The organism is Pseudomonas sp. L5B5 (assembly GCF_020520285.1).
In the GTDB taxonomy this organism is placed as follows: domain Bacteria; phylum Pseudomonadota; class Gammaproteobacteria; order Pseudomonadales; family Pseudomonadaceae; genus Aquipseudomonas.
This window is the reverse complement of record NZ_CP084742.1, coordinates 2,102,171-2,117,084: the sequence shown is the minus strand read 5'-3', so window position 1 is coordinate 2,117,084 and position 14,914 is coordinate 2,102,171. Positions and strand designations below refer to the sequence as shown.

Genomic DNA, 14,914 nt, shown 5'->3' with positions numbered 1-14,914 from the left:
GCACGCCAAGTGCTTGAAGCCCTTCGATTTTTAATTCTGCAATGAGCGGTTGTATCTTCAACTCAGATAGGTACAATGGCGCGGCTCGCCGTCAGGTGAGCGTCGTTATGGTGGCCCCATCGGTCCCCCCGCAACGATTACCCGTGAACCTGGTCAGAGCCGGAAGGCAGCAGCCACAGCGGGAACATTGTGTGCCGGGGTGTGGCTGGTGGGGCTGCCTCCATAACGCCCTCGTCGTTCCTCGATGAGCTTGATCCAAATCCCTGATTCTTGAATGGTGTGCAGCGCAAGCTGTGCAGCTTTTGCGTGTCCGCAGGTTTTGTAGCCCAGGCAGCCTGGTGGGCTTGGGTGCCGGTGACTCGACCTTGCGTAATCCCGGCCTGTGCACAAGGAACGATCATGGCGCTGACCAGCAAGATATCCTCTTACAGCCCTCAGTGGCCGCTTGCGTTCTGCGCCGAGCGCGAGCGTATTGCCCAGGGTTTTGCCGGCGAGCTGCTGGATATTCATCACGTGGGCAGTACCGCCGTGGTGGGTCTTGCGGCGAAGCCGGAACTCGATGTGCTGGTGGTGGTGTCGCAGCACCGGGAGGCGGCGGCGCGCCGTGCTTTCATGGCAACCCTGGGGTATGTCCGGGGTAGTGATCTGTCCGTCGGGCATCACTTCTATCGACGGGACGTCGAGGGCGTGCGGACCCATAAAGTGCATGTATGCCTGGTGGGGCATGAACAGATTCGCTGGATGCTGGGCTTTCGCGATCTGTTGCGGGCTGACGTCGAGCTGTGCCAGCAGTATCAGGCGCTGAAGCTGCAACTGGAGGCCAGCAACCGCGATGGCATCGCAGAATATCTCGCTGGCAAGGCGCCTTTCATCGAGGCGGTGATGAGGCGCCACCTGCAGTCGGCGGCTCGTGACTAGTCAGGCGCCGAGCTTTTCGCGCAGCAACTGGGCGAAAGCATCCCGGGCGCCGTGTCGTTGCACGTCCTGGTGCCAGACAAAACGGTTGTCCACCGGGGCTAGGTCGCTGAAGCGTTGGACGGTCAGGGTCGAGGATTGTGAATAGCGTTCCAGTACCCCCTCGGGTATCAACGACACGCCAACGCCTGCGCTGACGCACCCGATGATGGTGCCCCAACTGGCGTAGCCGGTGATGGGCAGGTTCAGGCCATGCTTGTCGAGCCAGCTTTCCAGCGCCCGGCGATAAGGGCAGCCTGCCGGCCACATGAACAGGTGCTGTCCTTGCAGGTCGCTGGCGCTGTGGATCGGCGCGCTGTCGGCGCTCGAGATCAACACCAGGGGTTCGTTGTAGAGCACGGTCTGCTGCAGCTTTGCCGGCAGGGTATCGATGGCCACCAGGGCACCGTCGATGCGCTGGTGGCGCAGTTCCTCGAAGAGTTGCGACCAGGTGCCGGTCACCAGTTCCACGCTGACTTGCGGGTAGCGTCGGTGATACTCGGCCAGCAAGGGCGGGAGACGGCCACCGGCACAGGACTCGATCGAGCCCAGGCGCAGCGGTCCGCTGGGTTCGGCCTGGCTGTCCACCGCGCGCCTGGCTTCTTCCACCAGGCCCAGGATGCGTTCGCTGTAGCCCAGGAAGATTTCTCCGGCCGGGCTGATCTTCAGGCCCCGTCCGATGCGGGTGAACAGCGCGGTCCCCAGCTCGCTTTCCAGCTGCTTGAGGCGATTGGTGATGTTGGAGGGTACGCAATGCAACTGTTCGGCTGCGCGCGCAATGCTGCCGGAGCGGGCAACGGCCTGCACCATCTTCAGTTGAGTCAGTTCCATCATTCATTTCCACTGAGCAATAGGCTCATTATCGGTTAATTGTCGTGAGCTTTCGAGAGCGGGAAACTGCAGGTCCCTACCTTGAGTGGAAACCTGTGTCGTGAAGATCTCTCCCTTGTTCAAGCAGGTGCTGGCCACTGCGCTGGTGATCCTGTGCTGGGCCTATTCGCCCGTTGGCATTCATATCGGCCTGGAAGGCTACAGTCCCGGGCATCTGGCGCTGCTGCGCTTTTTGATCGCCTCGGTGTTCATGGCGGGTATTGCCCTGGCGCTGAACATTTCCCTGCCGCGCTGGCGGGATCTGCCCTGGTTGCTGGTGCTGGGATTCTTCGCCATCACGTTGCATCACGTCAGTCTCAACTATGGCCAGCAGGGCTTGAGTGCTGGCGCATCCAGTGTGCTGGCCCAATCGGCGCCAATCTTCAGCACCCTGATCGCGTTCTTCTGGCTCAAGGAGCCGGTCAGTGGCTGGCGCTGGGGATGCGTGACGCTGGGGCTGGTGGGGGCGCTGTTGGTGGTCGTGGGTGATCGCGGCCTGGGCTCGATCCAGCCCCAATGCCTGCTGGTACTGCTGGCGGCTTTTTCCTGGGGGTTGTACTTCGTGCTGCAGCGGCGCTTTTCGGGGCGCTATGGGCTATTGACCACGGTCTGCTACATGGTCTGGGGCGGCACCTTGTTGTTGCTGGTGTACGCCCCAGGACTGGACCGGGCTGCTGTCCAGGCATCCTGGCGGGTGAACTTGGCGGTACTGTTGCTGGGGCTGTTTCCCAGTGCACTGGCCTATCTGGCCTGGGCCTATGTGCTGGCCCGGGTCGAGGTCAGCCGGGCATCGATCGCCATGTACCTGATTCCGCCGGTGGCCATGCTGCTGGCTGCGACTGTATTGGGGGAGACGTTGCGGGCGGGTGTGGTGGTGGGGGCGGCGGTGGTGTTGGGCAGTGTCATTGCCATGCAGTTGGAGGGGCGTTGGCGGCGAGGTCGGAGCAAGGTAGCGGGTGAGCGTCTTGTGAACAGCGACGAGGCCTCGGTTTGACGAGGCCTCGTACAGTGAATCAGTTCTTTTTCTTGAACAGCCTGCCGATGAAGGCGGCGACGGCCAGTACGCCGATCACGATGAACTTCTTGCCGGCCAACAGCAGCACGCCAAGCTTGGCGAACAGCCCGGCCTTGCTCGCGATGCCGCCGGCTACCAGGGCAGCCAGGCCATAGCTGGCCAGCTTGTCGGTGCTCGGGTTGTAGTCGGCGTAGCGATTGCCATCGGTGAAGTTGGTGAAGGCCAGGACCTTGGGAATCTCACGCTTGATGGTCGGCAGATCCTGCATGGAGGCGACCGCGTTGAGCTCCAGCACACCTTCGCGCCCCAGTACCCGGATGCTGTAGTTCAGGGTGTTGCTCTCGGCGCCTTCGGCCTTGAGTTCGCGAGCCCAGTACATCTTGTGGGATTGTGCGTCATAGCTTGGCTGCTCAGCCCAGCCCAGCAGGTGGATGGTGCCGTAGCCCTGTTCCTTGCGCTGCTTGTTGTCTTCTTCGTCTGCGGACTGCATCTCTTTGAGCAAGTCCTGGTAATCGATTTTCGCTGCATCGTCGTCGGAGATGTGGCCGTCGTTCTTGTAGCTGATGATGACCCCCCAGCCCTCGGCGGACAGCGGGCTTACGGCGCTGGGCACGATCATGCCCAGGGTGGTGAAGCCGGGAGGGTTGCCCCAGCCTTCGGTGAGCAGCTTTTCGGTGTCCTTGGGGTTGAGGTAGTAGAACTCGTTGCTCAGGTCGAGGCTGGCGATGTCGCCGGGCAGCTTGACGTTGCCGTGGCGAGGCGAGAGCGAGGCGAGAAACTGTTCGGCAGTCTGGGGTTCGGCGTCCTTGGTATCGGGCGCAGCGGCTGCACTGGCAAAGAGGGGGGTGGCGCAGAGCACGACCATGGCCATGAGACGACGCAGGTACTTCATCGTATTCCCTTACATTTTGTGACAAGTAGGCGCGCAAGGATAACGACGGGGATTGGGTTGCTCAATGCAATGTTTCCATTTATTTCCGCCGGTCAAGAACGTGGCGTCGCCAAGGGCACCCGTGACGGCGCCCTTGGCGAGAGGTCAGTCGACGGTGAGGTACAGCACCCGCAGGCGATGACCGTCCGGGTCGAGAGCGAGCAGGGTGTAGCCGAAGTCCATCAGGGTGGGCGCCTGGATGATGGTGATGCCCAGTGCCAGCCAGTGCCGGTGCAGTTCATCCACGGCTTCGCGGCTGTCCACGGCCCAGCCCAGCTCGCCGCAGCCGGCGTCGGCCTGGGCTTGGGGCTGGACGACCTGGCGTGACCAGAGCCCGAGCTTGATGCCTGAGTCGAGGATGAACAGGGCGAACACGGGCGATGACTGCACCGGCTGTTTGTCCAGCAGGCGGCTGTAGAAGTCCGCGCTGGCGACGGGGCTGTCCACATAAAGCAGGAAGTAGGTATTGGTGATCATGATGACTCCTGGAGGGGGCTGTACTTGGGCGGCAGCTTATGCGCCGGGGCAGTCAGTTCCTGTCAGGAGTCGCACGTTAAAAAAGAGACCCGCTCATCAGGGGGTGGTGAGCGGGTCTTCTAGGTTGATTGACTGCGGGGCTCAAGGCTTGGACAAGGCCTGGTCTACCGCTGCTATCAGCTTTCCCAGATCCTTCGGGGTGGCTTTGTGAATGACACCGAACAAATAAGCCCGCTGTTCGTCTTCATCACCCAGATCGGCGAAGAAGGCTTTCAGCTTCACTCCCAGTACTTCAGCCAACAGAAATAGAGCTTCAACGCTGGGGGTGTAGGTGCCGGTTTCGAAGCGGCTGATGGTTTTTGGGTCAAAACCGGTTTTTTCACCTAGTTCAGCCTGAGTAAGCCCCGCTACCTTTCGATAGCGCTTGATGGCTGCACCCAAACTTGAAATTTGCATCGCTCAATTCCCATTTAGAATCAAGAACTTAACGATAAATATTGGCATTAGACAACACCATGTTCCATCACCTTGCTTTGCAAAATGTGATGCATTTCGTAGAATCGGCGCTTCGGACAGGTATTTGGTGATCTAGTTTCAGAAGGCAGGTTTATGAAACAAGAAATCATTGCATTTCCCTTGTTCATCTAAACCCAGGACTTGGTAGAGGCTCGAACGTCTCGTAAATCCCGCCAACACTCCGTCCGCCGCCTCTATCTGACGCCTTATCTGATCCTAGTTGACCTTCGTCCAATAGACGGTCAACTGCGACGCAAACCCGCTGTACGGCTGCAATCAAGGTAAAACTTCCGATTGAGCCGTACCGCCAGGAAAGTAATCGCCAATCAATCTAACGCCGGCTCTCGGCAACTATTGATTGCAGGTTGTCTATGGAGTTCTAAAGTGCGTCTCAATTTGCCGGTCACCGCTGTCGAGCAGACCTTCCCCGACCAGCAGCGGCTCATATCCGCCACCGACACCAGCAGTCACATCACGTACTGCAATGCCGAGTTCGCTGCCATGAGCGGTTTCAGCCAGGCAGAGCTGATCGGCAGTACCCACAACCTGGTGCGCCATCCCGATATGCCGACGGCGGTGTTCGAATCCATGTGGCGTTATCTGAAGGCCGGCCACAGCTGGATGGGGGTGGTGAAGAACCGCTGCAAGAATGGCAACTTCTATTGGGTCAGCGCCTATGTCACGCCGATCCTCGAGGATGGGCGCCTGGTGGGTTATGAGTCGGTACGGGTCAAGCCGACCCGCGAGCAGGTGACGCGGGCCGAGATCCTGTATGCGCGGTTGCGCGCCGACAAGGCGCCGGTTTCGGCCTGGCGCCGTCTGGAGGCCGGGGCTCGTCCGCTGTTGGTGCCGATGACGGTAGCGGCGGCTTGCCTGGCGGCCTTCAACTGGTTGCCGGCCCTGGCGGCCCAAGGTCTGACGCTGGCGGGATTCCTTGGCGTCGGACTGTTGGCCCAGCGCCGCCTGGGCCGACAGCTCAAGGACATTGTCAGCAGCACGCCCAACACCTTCGCCGATCCGATCTGTGCCCTGGCCTACAGCGAATCCCTCGGGCCGGCGGCGCAATTGCAGATGATCCTGGTCAGCGAGGAGGCCCGGCTGAAAACCGCCTTGACCCGCCTCAGCGACCTGGCCCGGCAGATGGCAGCGGCAGCCGCGGACTCCAGCCAGTTGTCCAGTCGCACCGAGTCGGCGCTGCTGGAGCAGCGGGCGGAAACCGACATGACCGCCGCCGCCATGACCCAGATGGCCGCTTCGATCACCGAAGTCGCCGAGCATGTGCAGCATACTGCCAGCGAAGCCCACACCGCCAACCTGCTGGCGCAGCAGGGCAGCCAGGTAGCGGGCACCTCCCGCGAGGCGATCCAGGTGCTGGCCCGTACGGTCACCCAGATCAACCAGGCGGTGGGGGATCTGGCCGGGCAGACCCAGGACATCATGGTGGCGGCGAGCATGATCCAGGCGATCGCCGACCAGACCAACCTGCTGGCCCTGAATGCTGCCATCGAGGCGGCCCGGGCTGGCGAGCAGGGACGCGGATTCGCGGTCGTGGCCGATGAAGTGCGGGCCCTGGCCGGCAAGACCCGGGAATCCACCCAGCAGATCCAGGGCATCATCCAGAGCCTGCGGGCCGGGGCTGACGAGGCGGTGCAGATCGCCAGCCTCGGTATCGAGGAAGCCGAGCAGGGGGTGCAGCAGGTACTGCAGGCGCAGCAGGCCTTGCAGGGCATCGGCGCTGCGGTCGAGCGCATTACCGACATGAGCCAGCAGATGGCCGCGGCTTCCCAGGAGCAGTCCCATGTCGCCGAATCGGTGTCCGAACAGATCAACAGCGTGGCTGTCACGGTGCAGCGCACTGCCGAGAACGCCAGCGTCGGAGTGCTTCGTGGGGCCGAGCTGGAAAACATCTCTTCCGGGCTGCACGCCTTGGTCGAGCGGTTCAACCGCTAGCGACAGTGAGTTCGACTCATGGATGAGAAATACCGTAGGGCCGTCGATGCCGCCGCCATTTTTTCCGAAACCGATCTGGACGGCCGCATCACCTATGTCAACGACCTGTTCTGCCAGGTCTCGGGCTACAGCCGTGGTGAACTGATCGGCGCTGACCACAGCATGCTCAGCTCCGGGCTGCATCCGCCGGAGTTCTTCGGCGAGTTGTGGCGCACCATCATCCGGGGCCAGGTGTGGAAGGGCGAGATCTGCAATCGCGCCAAGGACGGCAGCCTGTATTGGGTCGACAGCACCATGGTGCCGCTGGTGGACCAGCGCTCCGGGCGGGTGGTGCGTTATGTGTCGATTCGCTTCGATGTCAGCGAAAAGCGCCAGTTGCTGCATTCCCTGCAATGGCGGGTCGGGCATGACGTGCTCACGGGCCTACCCAATCGTGCGTTCCTCTCCGACCAGTTGTACCAGGCCCTGGAATTTTCCCGGCAGCAAGATATTCCGCTCGCGGTGTGCATGCTCGACCTGGACGGTTTCAAGGCGGTCAACGATGGCTACGGGCATGCCTGTGGCGATCTGCTGCTGGTGGAAGTAGCGGCGCGCTTGCGCTCGATCATCCGTGGCGAGGATGTGGTTGCACGCCTGGGGGGCGATGAGTTCGTGCTGATTCTGCGCTATGTGCGCGACATGCTGGAATTGCGTGGTGCGCTGCAGCGGGTCCTGGCGACCATTTCCCAGCCTTATTCGATCCAGGGCAAGGATATCAACGTCTTTGCCAGCATCGGCGTGACCCTGTTTCCCGCCGACAACCATGATGCCGACACCTTGCTGCGTCATGCCGACCAGGCCATGTACGTGGCCAAGCAGAGTGGCCGCAATCGCTTCCATCTGTTCGATGTGCTGCGCGATCGTGAAGTGATGGTCACCTACCAGACCGTGGAGCAGGTGCGCCAGGCGCTGGACGGCGGGCAGCTGCGGCTGTTCTTCCAACCCAAGGTGAACATGCGCAGCGGCGCAGTGGTGGGCCTGGAAGCCATGCTGCGCTGGCAGCATCCCCAGCGCGGACTCCTGGGAACCCATGAGTTCCTGCCGCAGGTGGAGGAAACCGACCTGATCGTCGACATCGGCGAGTGGGTCATGCATGAGGTGATGGCCCAGCTGCAGCGCTGGCAGGCTGCGGGGCAGGACTGGCCGGTAAGCTTGAACATCGCCGCCCGGCATTTTCAGCGGGCGGACTTCGTCGAGCGGCTCAAGGACATGCTCGATCGTTATCCGGATGTCTCGCCGGCCTTGCTGGACCTGGAGATCGTCGAGTCGGTGGCCATCGACAACATCCACAAGGTCAGCGACTGCCTCGACGCCTGCCAGGGCTTCGGGGTGCAGTTCTCCCTGGGGGATTTTGGCACCGGGCACTCGTCCTTGAGTTATCTCAAGCACTTGCGGACCCAGACCATCAAGATCGACCGACTGTTCATTCGCGACATGCTCCACGATCAGGACGACCAGGCGCTGGTCCGGGCTCTGGTGGGGCTGGCCCAGGCGTTCGGTCGCCGGGTGGTGGCCGAGGGGCTGGAGAGCCTGGCCCATGGCGAGCGCTTGATGGCCCTGGGGTGCGAGGTGGCCATGGGCGACTTCATCGCTGCACCGATGCCGGCCGATGCCGTGCTGGAGTGGGTCCGTCGCTACCTGCCGCCTGCGGTGTGGCGTAGCAGCGGGTGCCAGGGGCTGGTCCAGGCTTGTGCGGACGGGGCCGAGTCGACGTAGCGCTGGACGATGGCCCGGCCCTTGCCGGGCGTCTTCATTACTGCAGGATTCCATTGGCCGGCAGGCAACCCCTTGAAAAATGGCCACTTGGACAGATTAGACAAGCGTGCCGGATGCAATTTCGCCCTTGCTCCGCTAGCATTACCGGCTTCCGCTTTCCAGTTGCGACGGTTTTCGATGAGTTATCAGGTTCTTGCACGTAAATGGCGTCCGCGCTCGTTCCGCGAAATGGTCGGCCAGACCCATGTGCTCAAGGCTCTGATCAATGCCTTGGACAGCCAGCGGCTGCACCATGCCTACCTGTTTACCGGTACCCGCGGGGTGGGCAAGACCACCATCGCGCGGATCATTGCCAAATGCCTGAACTGTGAAACGGGCATCACTTCCACCCCGTGCGGCACCTGCTCGGTGTGCACCGAGATCGATGAAGGACGTTTCGTCGACCTGATCGAGATCGACGCCGCGAGCCGGACCAAGGTCGAGGACACTCGAGAGCTGCTGGACAACGTGCAGTACGCCCCCAGCCGCGGGCGCTTCAAGGTCTACCTGATCGACGAAGTGCACATGCTCTCCAGCCACTCGTTCAACGCCTTGCTCAAGACCCTCGAGGAGCCGCCGCCCTACGTCAAGTTCATCCTGGCGACCACCGATCCGCAGAAGCTGCCGGCGACCATCCTGTCCCGCTGCCTGCAGTTTTCCCTGAAGAACATGACCCCCGAGCGCGTGGTCGAGCACCTGAGCCATGTGCTGGGTGTGGAGAGTGTGCCGTTCGAAGGCGATGCGCTGTGGCTGCTGGGGCGCGCCGCCGATGGATCGATGCGTGATGCCATGAGCCTCACCGACCAGGCCATTGCTTTCGGCGAGGGCAAGGTCATGGCTGCCGATGTACGGGCCATGCTCGGCACCCTCGATCATGGCCAGGTCTATGACGTGCTCCATGCGCTGATCGAAGGCGACGCCAAGGCGCTGCTGGAGGCGGTACGCCATCTGGCGGAGCAGGGGCCGGACTGGAACGGCGTACTGTCGGAAATCCTCAACGTGCTGCACCGGGTGGCGATTGCCCAGGCGTTGCCCGAGGGCGTCGACAACGGCCATGGCGACCGCGATCGGGTGCTGGCGCTGGCCCAGGCGCTGCCGGCCGAAGACGTCCAGTTCTATTACCAGATGGGCCTGATCGGTCGGCGTGACCTGCCGCTGGCACCGGACCCGCGCGGCGGTTTCGAAATGGTCCTGCTGCGGATGCTGGCCTTCCGGCCGGCGGATGCCGCGGATGCACCGAGACAGCCGCTAAAGCCGGTGGGGATCAGCCAGGCCACAGTTGATTCCGCCCAAGCCGTGGCGGCGCCAGCAGCGGTCGTGCCTGCTGTCGCTCCTGTTGCCAGCATGCCGGTTGCCCAGGCCCCTGTCGCCGCAACGGAGCCAGTGGCCCAGCCGGTCGTTGCTCCGGTGGTCCAGCCTGAGCCGGCCACGGCCACTGTCGAAGCCGAACCTGACCCCGAACCGGTGGTCGCCCAAGAGGTGGTCGACCTGCCGTGGAACGATCCGGTAGAGGCGCCGCTCGAGCAGCGGCCGGCCGTGGAGCCGATGCTGGACGTGGTTGCCGAGCCGCCGGAGTTGCCCGCGGTGCTGACTCCGGTGCCGGACAGCGTAGTGCCGGACGTGCCGGAGTGGGCCAGTGCCCCTGTGCCCGAGCCGAGCGTGGCCGAGGTCGATGCCGCCACGCCGGGGAGCGACCTGGACGACGAGCCGCCGCTGGACGAGGACTACATCGAGCCGGACATGGACTCGGCCTACAGTTACCTTGACGAACTGGCCAGCGAGCATATCGCCGAACCGGCGCCGGAGCCTGAACCCGAGCCTGCGGCCATGCCGGCTACCGGCCTGGCCCTGGAGTGGCTGGAACTGTTCCCGAAACTGCCGATTTCCGGCATGACCGGAAGCATTGCCGCCAACTGCACCCTGATCGCCGTGGACGGTGACCAGTGGCTGCTGCACCTGGACCCGGCCCATAGCGCGTTGTTCAACGCGACCCAGCAGCGCCGCCTCAATGATGCCCTGAACCAGTACCACGGGCGTACCCTGGCGCTGAGCATCGAACTGATCAAGCCCGAACAGGAAACCCCGGCCCAGGCTGCCGCTCGTCGCCGTGCCAATCGCCAGCGCGAGGCCGAGGAATCGATCCACGGTGATCCGTTCATCCAGCGGATGGTCCAGGAGTTCGGCGCAGTGGTGCGCCACGATACTATTGAACCTGTCGAGGCTGCGGCCGCGCAGGGTTGATCACTTAACTTAAAGGGCGCCGGGCCTTGGGCCGGGCGCTGTTTCCATCACCGTACCTTGAGGTAATTCCCATGATGAAAGGTGGCATGGCCGGCCTGATGAAGCAGGCGCAGCAGATGCAGGAAAAAATGGCCAAGATGCAGGAAGAACTGGCCAACGCGGAAGTCACCGGCAAGGCCGGTGGCGACATGGTCACCGTGGTCATGACCGGCCGTCATGACATCAAGCGCGTGAGCATCGACCCAAGCCTGCTGGAAGGCGTCAGCGAAGACGATCGCGAAGTGCTGGAAGACCTGTTCGCAGCGGCAGTGAACGACGCCGTGCGCAAGATCGAATCCAACAGCCAGGAAAAGATGTCCGGCATGACCGCCGGCATGCAGCTGCCTCCGGGCATGAAGCTGCCATTCTGATTCGCCCCGCGCATCGGATTGCAGTACACAATGCCAGGCCCTGAGCCTGGCATTTTTTTGCCTGCCAGTTGGCTTGGCGCCGGGCGCGAGCGTGGGCAGAAACATCGAACGCCGTTGCCCGATGACGGTCTGCACCCTATACAGTTCTGTTCATTTATCGATAACGGAGTGTCTGTGATGCCGCAAGCAATGACCCTCAATCAGCGCGTGGTGCTGGTGTCGCGTCCCCAGGGCGCGCCCATTCCGGAGAACTTTCGCCTGGAGCGGGTAGCCCTGCCCGAACTGGCGGACGGCCAGGTGCTGCTCAAGACGCTCTATCTCTCGCTTGATCCTTACATGCGTGGGCGCATGAGTGATGCACCGTCCTACGCGGCGCCGGTGGAGATCGACGAAGTCATGACCGGCGGTGCTGTCAGTCGGGTCGAGCGTTCGCTGAATCCGAAGTTTCAGGAGGGTGACCTGGTGGTGGGAGCTACCGGTTGGCAGAGCCACTGCATCAGCGATGGCCGCAACCTGGTGCCGGTGCCTGCGGGCCTGCCCAGCCCGTCCATGGCCCTGGGCGTACTGGGTATGCCGGGAATGACCGCCTACATGGGCTTGATGGACATCGGCCAGCCCAAGGCCGGGGAGACCCTGGTGGTGGGGGCTGCGTCCGGCGCGGTGGGCTCGGTCGTGGGGCAGGTGGCCAAGCTCAAGGGGCTGCGGGTGGTGGGTGTTGCCGGCGGGGCCGACAAATGTCGCTATGTGGTCGAGGAACTGGGTTTTGATGCCTGCATCGATCACAAGAGCGCCGACTTTGCCGATGAACTGGCACAAGCCTGCTTCAAGGGCGTGGACATCTACTTCGAGAACGTCGGTGGCAAGGTGTTCGATGCGGTGCTGCCATTGCTCAATGCCAAGGCGCGCATTCCCCTGTGTGGCCTGATCGCCCAGTACAACGCCCAGGAGCTTGCGCCGGGGCCGGACCGCCTGGCGCTGCTGCAACGTACCCTGCTGACCAAGCGCGTGCGTATCCAGGGTTTCATCGTCTTCGACGACTACGGCGACCGCCATCCGGAGTTCATCAAGGCCATGGCGCCCTGGGTGCGCGAGGGCAAGGTCAAGTTCAAGGAGGACGTGGTCGAAGGCCTTGAACAGGCGCCCCAGGCGTTCATCGGCCTGCTCGAGGGGCGCAACTTCGGCAAGCTGGTGGTCAAGGTCGCCACGGATGCGAGCATTTGACGCTACCCCGGGGCGCGGGTATAAACCGCGTCTCGTCGTTTTGTCGGACCTTTGCCCATGAGCTTCAGCCCCCTGATTCGCCAACTGATCGATGCCTTGCGCACCTTGCCCGGGGTGGGACAGAAAACCGCCCAACGCATGGCCCTGCAACTGCTGGAGCGCGATCGCAGCGGCGGCCTGCGGCTGGCCCAGGCCCTGAGCCAGGCCATGGAGGGGGTAGGGCATTGCCGCCAGTGCCGGACCCTGACTGAAGAGGAGTTGTGCCCACAGTGTGCCGACCCGCGCCGCGACGACAGCCTGTTGTGCGTGGTCGAAGGGCCGATGGACGTCTATGCGGTGGAGCAGACCGGCTATCGCGGTCGCTACTTCGTGCTCAAAGGACACCTCTCGCCCCTGGACGGCCTGGGTCCGGAAGCTATCGGCATCCCGCAGTTGTTGGCGCGAATCGAAGAGCAGGGCACCTTCAGCGAAGTCATCCTGGCCACCAACCCCACGGTGGAGGGCGAAGCCACTGCCCACTACATCGCCCAGTTGCTGATCGACAAAGGCCTGATCACCTCGCGTATTGCCCATGGCGTGCCCCTGGGCGGCGAGCTGGAGCTGGTGGACGGCGGTACCCTGGCTCATTCCTTCGCCGGGCGCAAACCCATCGCCCTGTAACTCGATCCATCCACTGGCCAGTCGGTGGATGGATTCGTGCGTGCTCTTGAAAACCAAGCAAGCGCTTGGTAAGTTCCTTCGACCCTTCAGAGGAGCTTGCCGATGTCTGTCTGCCAGGAATACTTCGAGCCCAGCCACCAGTTGATCCGCGACAGCGTGCGACGTTTCGTCGAGCGCGAAATCCTCCCCGGGATCGAGCAGTGGGAGGAGGCCGAGAGCTTCCCTCGCGAGCTCTATCTCAAGGCCGGTGCTGCCGGCATCCTCGGCATCGGTTATCCGGAGGCCCTTGGGGGCAGCCATGAAGGGGATGTATTCGCCAAGATCGCCGCCAGTGAAGAGCTGATGCGCAGCGGCTCCGGTGGTCTGGTAGCGGGGTTGGGCTCGCTGGATATCGGCTTGCCGCCCATCGTCAAGTGGGCGCGTCCCGAGATTCGCGATCGAGTGGCGCCGCTGGTGCTGTCCGGGGAGAAAATCTGTGCCCTGGCGGTGACCGAGCCCGGTGGCGGTTCCGATGTGGCCAACCTGCAGACCCGGGCGGTGCGTGACGGTGATCATTATCGGGTCAGCGGCAGCAAGACCTTCATCACCAGCGGCGTGCGCGCCGATTTCTACACAGTGGCCGTGCGCACCGGCGAGCCAGGTTACGGCGGCATCAGCCTGCTGTTGATCGAGAAGGGCACTCCCGGCTTCACCGTGGGCCGGCAGTTGAAAAAGATGGGCTGGTGGGCTTCGGACACCGCCGAGCTGTTCTTCGAGGATTGCCGGGTGCCGGTGGGCAACCTGATCGGCGTCGAGAACATGGGGTTTGCCTGCATCATGGGCAACTTCCAGAGCGAGCGCCTGGCCTTGGCGCTGATGGCCAACATGACCGCGCAGATGGCCCTTGAGCAAAGCCTGGAGTGGGCGCGCGAACGCGAGGCGTTCGGCAAGCCCGTGGCCAAGTTCCAGGTCATCAAGCATCGCTTGGCGGAGATGGCTACGGCCCTGGAAGTGTCCCGGGAGTTCACCTACCGCCAGGCGGCCAAGATGGCTGCCGGCAAGAGCGTGATCAAGGAAATCTCCATGGCCAAGAACTTTGCCACCGACACCGCCGATCGCATTACCTACGACGCCGTGCAGATTCTTGGCGGCATGGGCTACATGCGCGAGAGTTTGGTGGAGCGCCTGTACCGCGACAACCGCATCCTCTCTATCGGCGGTGGTACCCGCGAGGTGATGAACGAAATCATCAGCAAGCAGATGGGGCTCTAGCCGCCCCGGGACGGCAGGCCAAGGTCAGCGCTCGGTCAGGGAGAACTGGGTCAGGCAGAACGTCGGGATGCCCATGTCTTCCAGCTTGCGCGATCCACCCAGCTCCGGCAGGTCGATGATGGCTGCGGCTTCATGGATCTTCGCTCCCATGCGCCGTACCAGGTTGGCGGCGGCGATCAGGGTGCCACCGGTGGCGATCAGGTCATCGAACATCAGGACCGAATCACCGTCGCACAAACTGTCGGCATGGACCTCTAGGAAGGCTTCGCCGTATTCGGTCTGGTAGCCCTCGGCCAGGACGTCGGCTGGCAACTTGCCTTGCTTGCGAAACAGGATCAGCGGCTTGTTCAACTGGTAGGCGATGATCGATCCGATCAGGAAACCCCGGGCGTCCATGGCGCCGATGTGGCTGAAGTCTTCTTCGACATAACGCTGGGCGAAACTGTCGGCCACCAGGCGCAGGGCCCGGGGAGACTGGAACAGGGGGGTGATGTCGCGAAAGATCACGCCCGGCTTCGGGAAGTCGATGACGGGGCGGATCAGGGATTTGATGTCGAAGGAGTCGAAGGCCATCTGCAGGTGTCCTGGCGGGCGAAATAAGCCGCGCCAGTATACCCGCGACCG

At 62.8% G+C, this 14,914-nt stretch carries 14 protein-coding genes, 1 other RNA gene and 1 pseudogene; 11 read left to right on the top strand and 5 right to left on the bottom strand.

Translation table 11 applies throughout. The features are described 5' to 3' along the window. Positions 1-117 precede the first annotated feature (117 nt). Both ffs and LGQ10_RS09500 read left to right on the top strand, forming a co-directional pair. An RNA gene (gene ffs / locus LGQ10_RS09505) (signal recognition particle sRNA small type) lies at positions 118-214 on the top strand. 185 nt (positions 215-399) lie between these two features. Next, complete coding sequence (locus tag LGQ10_RS09500; RefSeq protein ID WP_226525400.1) at positions 400-918, top strand: GrpB family protein; 519 nt, start codon at positions 400-402, stop codon at positions 916-918. Here LGQ10_RS09500 and LGQ10_RS09495 read toward each other — a convergent pair whose 3' ends face one another. Next, positions 919-1,785, bottom strand: coding sequence for a LysR family transcriptional regulator (locus tag LGQ10_RS09495; RefSeq protein ID WP_226525399.1), 867 nt, complete (start codon positions 1,783-1,785; stop codon positions 919-921). A gap of 100 nt (positions 1,786-1,885) precedes the next feature. On the opposite strand from LGQ10_RS09495, the gene LGQ10_RS09490 reads away from it, so the two are divergent. Further along, positions 1,886-2,818: a DMT family transporter gene (locus tag LGQ10_RS09490; RefSeq protein WP_226525398.1), complete on the top strand. Its 933-nt coding sequence runs from the start codon at positions 1,886-1,888 to the stop codon at positions 2,816-2,818. Between the two features lie 19 nt (positions 2,819-2,837). Here the strand turns inward: LGQ10_RS09490 and LGQ10_RS09485 are convergent, their stop codons facing one another. The 3 genes from LGQ10_RS09485 to LGQ10_RS09475 form a co-directional block, all read right to left on the bottom strand. Beyond that, on the bottom strand, positions 2,838-3,731 hold the full coding sequence (locus LGQ10_RS09485) for a DUF2167 domain-containing protein (RefSeq protein ID WP_226525397.1): 894 nt from the start codon (positions 3,729-3,731) through the stop codon (positions 2,838-2,840). A 144-nt stretch (positions 3,732-3,875) separates the two neighbouring features. Then, the gene (locus LGQ10_RS09480; RefSeq protein ID WP_058438525.1) at positions 3,876-4,247 is read right to left on the bottom strand and encodes a VOC family protein; all 372 of its coding nucleotides are present in this window, start codon (positions 4,245-4,247) and stop codon (positions 3,876-3,878) included. A gap of 141 nt (positions 4,248-4,388) precedes the next feature. Next, complete coding sequence (locus LGQ10_RS09475; RefSeq protein ID WP_185699602.1) at positions 4,389-4,703, bottom strand: helix-turn-helix domain-containing protein; 315 nt, start codon at positions 4,701-4,703, stop codon at positions 4,389-4,391. A 444-nt stretch (positions 4,704-5,147) separates the two neighbouring features. On the opposite strand from LGQ10_RS09475, the pseudogene LGQ10_RS31520 reads away from it, so the two are divergent. From LGQ10_RS31520 to LGQ10_RS09440, 8 genes and pseudogenes are all read left to right on the top strand, one after another. Then, positions 5,148-5,429, top strand: a pseudogene (locus LGQ10_RS31520) (PAS domain-containing protein); the annotation flags it as partial. Between the two features lie 186 nt (positions 5,430-5,615). Then, complete coding sequence (locus LGQ10_RS09470; RefSeq protein WP_413247614.1) at positions 5,616-6,713, top strand: methyl-accepting chemotaxis protein; 1,098 nt, start codon at positions 5,616-5,618, stop codon at positions 6,711-6,713. Between the two features lie 18 nt (positions 6,714-6,731). Beyond that, positions 6,732-8,468, top strand: coding sequence for a putative bifunctional diguanylate cyclase/phosphodiesterase (locus tag LGQ10_RS09465; RefSeq protein ID WP_226525396.1), 1,737 nt, complete (start codon positions 6,732-6,734; stop codon positions 8,466-8,468). A 177-nt stretch (positions 8,469-8,645) separates the two neighbouring features. After that, positions 8,646-10,748 carry a DNA polymerase III subunit gamma/tau gene (gene dnaX / locus LGQ10_RS09460; protein WP_226525395.1) on the top strand — a complete coding sequence of 701 codons (2,103 nt, stop codon included), beginning with the start codon at positions 8,646-8,648 and terminating at the stop codon, positions 10,746-10,748. A gap of 71 nt (positions 10,749-10,819) precedes the next feature. After that, entirely contained in the window at positions 10,820-11,158 is a 339-nt protein-coding gene (locus LGQ10_RS09455; protein ID WP_015634779.1) for a YbaB/EbfC family nucleoid-associated protein, read from the top strand. Between the two features lie 177 nt (positions 11,159-11,335). Further along, positions 11,336-12,379, top strand: a complete 1,044-nt coding sequence (locus tag LGQ10_RS09450) for an NADP-dependent oxidoreductase (protein WP_058435593.1) — start codon at positions 11,336-11,338, stop codon at positions 12,377-12,379. 57 nt (positions 12,380-12,436) lie between these two features. Further along, entirely contained in the window at positions 12,437-13,039 is a 603-nt protein-coding gene (gene recR / locus LGQ10_RS09445) for a recombination mediator RecR (RefSeq protein ID WP_058435592.1), read from the top strand. A gap of 102 nt (positions 13,040-13,141) precedes the next feature. After that, positions 13,142-14,290 (top strand): acyl-CoA dehydrogenase family protein, encoded by a 1,149-nt coding sequence (locus LGQ10_RS09440; protein WP_058435591.1) that lies wholly within the window; start codon positions 13,142-13,144, stop codon positions 14,288-14,290. A 24-nt stretch (positions 14,291-14,314) separates the two neighbouring features. Here LGQ10_RS09440 and LGQ10_RS09435 read toward each other — a convergent pair whose 3' ends face one another. Next, a complete protein-coding gene (locus LGQ10_RS09435) occupies positions 14,315-14,863 on the bottom strand; it encodes an adenine phosphoribosyltransferase (RefSeq protein ID WP_226525394.1) in 549 nt (182 codons plus the stop codon). Positions 14,864-14,914: the final 51 nt, after the last annotated feature.